This window comes from Streptomyces sp. URMC 126, from assembly GCF_051386555.1.
In the GTDB taxonomy this organism is placed as follows: domain Bacteria; phylum Actinomycetota; class Actinomycetes; order Streptomycetales; family Streptomycetaceae; genus Streptomyces.
Map to the genome: position 1 here is coordinate 1 of NZ_JBPQTX010000430.1, position 4,866 is coordinate 4,866.

Annotated in this window: 4 protein-coding genes and 1 pseudogene; 3 read left to right on the forward strand and 2 right to left on the reverse strand. The window is 73.9% G+C overall.

What is annotated here, in order from left to right; all coding sequences use genetic code 11:
* The first annotated feature begins 138 nt into the window (after window positions 1-138).
* From ACSNOK_RS30695 to ACSNOK_RS30705, 3 genes are all read left to right on the forward strand, one after another.
* Window positions 139-1,059, forward strand: a complete 921-nt coding sequence (locus tag ACSNOK_RS30695) for a 2-hydroxy-3-oxopropionate reductase (protein WP_436784072.1) — start codon at window positions 139-141, stop codon at window positions 1,057-1,059.
* The gene (gene gcl / locus ACSNOK_RS30700; protein ID WP_436784073.1) at window positions 1,056-2,792 is read left to right on the forward strand and encodes a glyoxylate carboligase; all 1,737 of its coding nucleotides are present in this window, start codon (window positions 1,056-1,058) and stop codon (window positions 2,790-2,792) included. The genes ACSNOK_RS30695 and gcl overlap by 4 nt, the downstream gene beginning before the upstream one ends.
* A 147-nt stretch (window positions 2,793-2,939) precedes the next feature.
* Entirely contained in the window at window positions 2,940-3,647 is a 708-nt protein-coding gene (locus ACSNOK_RS30705) for a hypothetical protein (RefSeq protein WP_436784074.1), read from the forward strand.
* Between the two features lie 20 nt (window positions 3,648-3,667).
* On the opposite strand, the gene ACSNOK_RS30710 is transcribed toward ACSNOK_RS30705, so the two are convergent.
* Together ACSNOK_RS30710 and ACSNOK_RS30715 are read right to left on the reverse strand one after the other, a co-directional pair.
* A complete protein-coding gene (locus ACSNOK_RS30710) occupies window positions 3,668-3,901 on the reverse strand; it encodes a hypothetical protein (RefSeq protein WP_436784075.1) in 234 nt (77 codons plus the stop codon).
* A gap of 330 nt (window positions 3,902-4,231) precedes the next feature.
* Window positions 4,232-4,744, reverse strand: a pseudogene (locus ACSNOK_RS30715) (GNAT family N-acetyltransferase).
* Between the last annotated feature and the right edge of the window lie 122 nt (window positions 4,745-4,866).

Below are 4,866 nucleotides of genomic sequence, written 5' to 3' on the forward strand. Positions count from 1 at the left end.
CCCCCCCCCCCCCCCCCCCCCCCCCCCCCCCCCCCCCCCCCCCCCCCCGAAACGGCGAAGGGGCGGGACCGGGGCACCACCCCCCAACCACCCGCACCCGCACCCGCACCCGCACCCGCACCCGGAAAGGACTCCCCGATGCACATCGCCTGGATAGGCCTCGGCATCATGGGCTCCCCCATGGCCCACAACCTCCTCAAAGCTCACCACCACCTCACCGCCCACACCCTCGAACAGCACAAGCTCGACGCCCTCGCCGCCCACGGCGGCACCCCCGCCGCCTCCGTCGCGGAAGCCGTCCGCGACGCGGACGTCATCGTCACGATGCTCCCGGCGGACGCCGAGGTGACGGAGGTGGCCCTCGGCAAAGGAGGCATAGGAGGCAAGGAAGGCAAGGAAGGCAAGGGAAGCATCATCGAACACGCCCGCCGAGGCGCCCTGTTCATCGACATGTCGACGGTGACACCCCGCACGGCCGTCACCCTCGCCCGCGCGGGCGCCGAGCGGGGCCTGCGGGTGCTCGACGCGCCCGTGTCCGGGGGCGAGGCGGGGGCCGTCGAGGGCACCCTGTCGATCATGGTGGGCGGGGAGCGGGCGGACTTCGAGGCGGCCCGGCCGCTGTTCGACGTCCTCGGCTCGACGGCCGCGCTGTGCGGCCCGCACGGCGCCGGCCAGACCGTCAAGGCGGCGAACCAACTGATCGTCGCGGCGACGATCCAGGCCTGTGCCGAGGCGGTGGTCTTCCTGGAGCGCTCGGGGGTGGAACCGGCCGTCGCCCTGGACGTGCTGAACGGCGGGCTCGCCGCGTCGGCCGTCCTCGACCGGAAGAAACACGCCTTCCTCACCCGGGACTTCACCCCGGGCTTCCGGATCGATCTGCACCACAAGGACATGGGCATCGTCACCGCCGCCGCCCGCGAGGCAGGCGTCGCCCTGCCGCTGTGCGGGCTGGTCGCCCAACTGGTCGCGGCGGTCCGGGCGCAGGGCGACGGCGGTCTGGATCACTCGGCCCTGCTGCGCGGAGTGGAGAAGATGTCGAAGAGGGGGCCGGCGGCATGAGCGGGACCAAGGTGCCCAGGATCCCCGCCATGCGGGCGGTGGCGCACATCCTCAAGGACGAGGGGGTCGACGTCGTCTTCGGCTGCCCCGGAGCCGCCATCCTCCCCCTCTACCAGGCGCTGGAGGCGGACGGCCGCATCGAGCACCTGATCGTCCGCCACGAGGAGGCCGCCGCGCACATGGCCGACGGCTGGGCGCGGACCACCGGGCGGGTCGGCGTGGCCCTGGCGACCTCGGGGCCGGGCGCCACCAATCTGATCACCGGCCTCTACACGGCGCACGCGGACTCGGTCCCGATGGTCTGCGTCACCGGCCAGGCGGTCTCCGGCAAGCTGCACCAGGAGGCGTTCCAGGCGGTGGACATCGTGGCGGTGGCGCGGCCGGTCACCAAGTGGGCGGTGCAGGTCAAGGAGGCGGCCCAGTTGCCGTGGGTGTTCCGGGAGGCGTTCCGCACCGCCCGTGAGGGCCGGCCCGGCCCGGTGCTGGTCGACATCCCGCTGGACGTGGCCCGGCACGAGATCGCCTACGCGCCCGGGACGGACGCCCCGCTGCCCGTCCGTCCCTGCCCGCCGCACGGGCCGTCCGTCGAGGCCGCCCTCGACCTGCTGCTGGCCGCGGAACGGCCGCTGGTCCTGGCCGGCGGCGGGGTGATCACCTCGGGGGCGGCGGAGGAACTTCGGGCACTGGTGGAGGAGCTGGGGCTGCCGTTCCAGGTGACGTTGATGGGCAAGGGCGTCATCGAAGACGACCATGAGCTCAACATGGGTACCACCGGCATCCAGACGTCCCAGCGGTACGCCAACGCCTCGTTCCTGGAGGCCGACTTCGTCCTCGCCGTCGGAGCCCGCTTCGGCGACCGCCACACCGGCGCCGACCTCTCCGTCTACCGGGGCTCGCGGACGTTCGTGCAGGTGGACGTCGAGCCCACCCAGCTGGGCCGGGTCGTCGCGCCGGATCTCGGGATCGTCTCCGACGCCCGGGAGTTCCTCGCCGCCCTGGCGGCCGCCGGCCGGGCCCGGCGCGCCCGGCCGGCGATCGGCCCCTGGCGGGCCCGGTGCGCCGAACTGAAACGGACCCTCGTCCGCCGGGAGGACTTCGACACCGTCCCGGTCAAGGCGCCCCGGGTCTACAAGGAGATCAACGAGGTCTTCGGCGCGGACACGTACTTCGTCACCGCCATCGGGCTGTACCAGATCTGGGGCGGCCAGCACCAGAAGGCCCATCGGCCCCGCCACTACCAGGTCTGCGGCCAGGCCGGGCCCCTCGGCTGGGAGATACCCGCCGCGATCGGCGTCAAGAAGGCACTGGAGGGCATGGGCCGGGCCGGTACGGAAGTGGTGGGGGTCGTGGGGGACTACGGGTTCCAGTACACGGTCGAGGAACTGGCGGTGGCCGCCCAGTATGACGTCCCCTTCGTACTGATCATGCTCAACAACGAGTACCTGGGCCTCATCCGTCAGGCGTCCCTCCCCTACGCCATGAACTACCAGGTCGACATCCATTACGACGAGACCGGCACGGACAACGTCAAGATCATGGAGGCGTACGGCTGTTCAGGCCGGCGGGTCACCCGGCCCGGCGACATCCGGCCCGCCATCGAGTGGGCCCGCGAGAAAGCCGTCGCCACCTCGCGTCCCGTGCTGGTGGAGATCATGATCGAGCGGGAGGCGAACACCCCGCACGGCGCCGACATCGACGCCGTCCGCGAGTACGAGCCACTGCCCGCCCCGTAAACCCCCGGACGGTGGCGCCTGTTCCGTCGGGTCGCGCCGCGGCGCCGCCGTCCGGGTCCCCGCTTCGGCCATTCGCGCCCCTCTCGGCGTCCGCTTCGTGGACTATGGAGTGCCTCAGTCCTACGGACCCGTTCGCTGGAGCCGACCATGGCCAAGAGCGTGCCGGTGCACTGCCCGACGTGCGGCCGGGAGCACCCGTTCACTCCGCCCACCTATCCCTGCGCCTGCGGCGCTCCCCTCACCCTGCCCGTCTCCCCCGGCGCCGTTCCCCGTCCGGTCGCCCACCGCACCTGGCGCAACGGCTGGGTCGCCGTCCGCTGCGGGGGCTGCGGTCGGCAGGGCCAGTGGCCCAGACCGGAGTTCGACTGCTCGTGCGGGGCCGTGGTGCAGCCGCCCGTGGAGCCGGCCGCACCGGCCGGCGGGGCCGGCGCGCCGGTCGCCCCGGAGGGCCGCGCCGGGGCCCGTCGCACGGCCCGGCCGGACTTCCGGCCCGTCGCCATCCGGACCGAGCGCGACGCGGTCACCGCGGCCCGGCGCTATCTGCGCTGGCTCGGCTTCGCCCAGGTCCGGCGGCCGGACCGGCCGGCGGGGACGGGCGTAATCGACCTGCTGGCCGACGGGCTCGTCGTCCGGGTGGACCCCACGACCCTCCCCACGACCACGCGGGACGTCGAGTGCCTGTGGCTGCACGCCCTGGTCGATGACGCGACCGCGGTCTGCTTCTCCCTCGCCGGCTACACCACCGAGGCCCGGTCACGGGCGGACGACTGCCGCCTCCCGCTGTTCGTCATGGATCTCACGGGCGCGCCACGCGCGCTCAACGCCTGCGCCGAGGAGCTGGTCCGCCGGCGGTGAGCCCCTTCCAAGCCGCGGGCTCAGCCCCGCTGCCCGGCCGGCTTCCGCAGGGCGATGACGTTGTTGACCGTCTCGGCGGCCTCCTGCTTCCACGCTTCCAAGGCGTCTTTCCCGGAGTTCACGACGTCGTCGAAGAACCCCGGCCCGGCGGCGGGGGAACCGCCGGCGACGGCCGGCGCGGCGTCCCGCGCGGGAGCGGAGAGCACGCCCAGGAACGCGGCGGCGCGGAGGGTCATTACGGCGAAGCTGCGCATGAAGTACCTCTAATCCGCTCATCGGCTGAGACACCTGACGACTGCCCTGGGCTCCGCGGCGCCATGCCGCGCATCACCCCCACGAGGCGACCGGAGCCGTACGGAAACGTTCCCCCGAGCGGGAGTTCGGGGCCGCGGGTACGGTGCCGCGAATACGGTGGGGCGTGCTCCGGTGTGCGGGAAGCCGGGGCCCCGTCCCGCCCGGGCGCCCGTCCTCGCGCCCAGCATCCCCGGCTGCCGTACGGGGCAAAACGATCCGCCCGGCACTTCACCCAACGGAGCGAATTCCCGGACACGCCACGCGATTGCGGACAGACCCTCTCGCCGTTCTCACGCGCCGACGCGGTACAGCACGTTGCGGCGCGGGAACCCTTCGGGTGCGTGCGGGTCGTCGAAGTCGCCGGCGCGGGGGGCACGGACCATACCGAGTCGGCGCATCACGGCCTGGGACCGCAGATTGCCCGGTGGTCGTCACGGCCGGGACCTCGCGGAGGCCGAGCGTGGCGAAGCCGAACGCGAGGGCCGCCCGGCCGGCTTCGGTGGCGTAACCGTGCCCCCGGGCCGCCCTCGCGAGCCGCCATCCGGCCTCGACGCCCGTGAACGGCATCCCGTCGTCCGTGCCGTCCAGCCCGCCGGCGAACCCGATGAACTCGCCGCTCGCCACCACCTCGACCGCCCACCAGCCGTAGCCGCGCGCGGCGAACTCCGCCCGGAAGGCCGCCACCCAGGCATCGCTCCGCTCGCGCGTGAGCACGGGCCCGAGGTGTTGAGGGCGGCCCAGGGGGCGGGGTCGGCGTCCCGTCAGGCGCGGAGCAGGAGGCGTTCGGTGCGCGGTTCCGTCACGCGCCGCATCCAACGCCGGGTCGGGACGGCCGTCGAGCGCGTTTCCGCCGGCGGTCGGCGGTCGGCGGCCGGCGTGCCCGCCCCGCTCCGTAGCGGCCCGGCCGGCCCGGCCCCGTACCGCC

Excerpts from the sequence above, each read along its gene's own strand:
- gcl (WP_436784073.1), top strand. The coding sequence starts at position 1,056 with ATGAGCGGGACCAAGGTGCCCAGGATCCCCGCCATGCGGGCGGTGGCG.
- ACSNOK_RS30710 (WP_436784075.1), bottom strand. The coding sequence starts at position 3,901 with ATGCGCAGCTTCGCCGTAATGACCCTCCGCGCCGCCGCGTTCCTGGGC.
- ACSNOK_RS30705 (WP_436784074.1), top strand. The coding sequence starts at position 2,940 with ATGGCCAAGAGCGTGCCGGTGCACTGCCCGACGTGCGGCCGGGAGCAC.
- ACSNOK_RS30695 (WP_436784072.1), top strand. The coding sequence starts at position 139 with ATGCACATCGCCTGGATAGGCCTCGGCATCATGGGCTCCCCCATGGCC.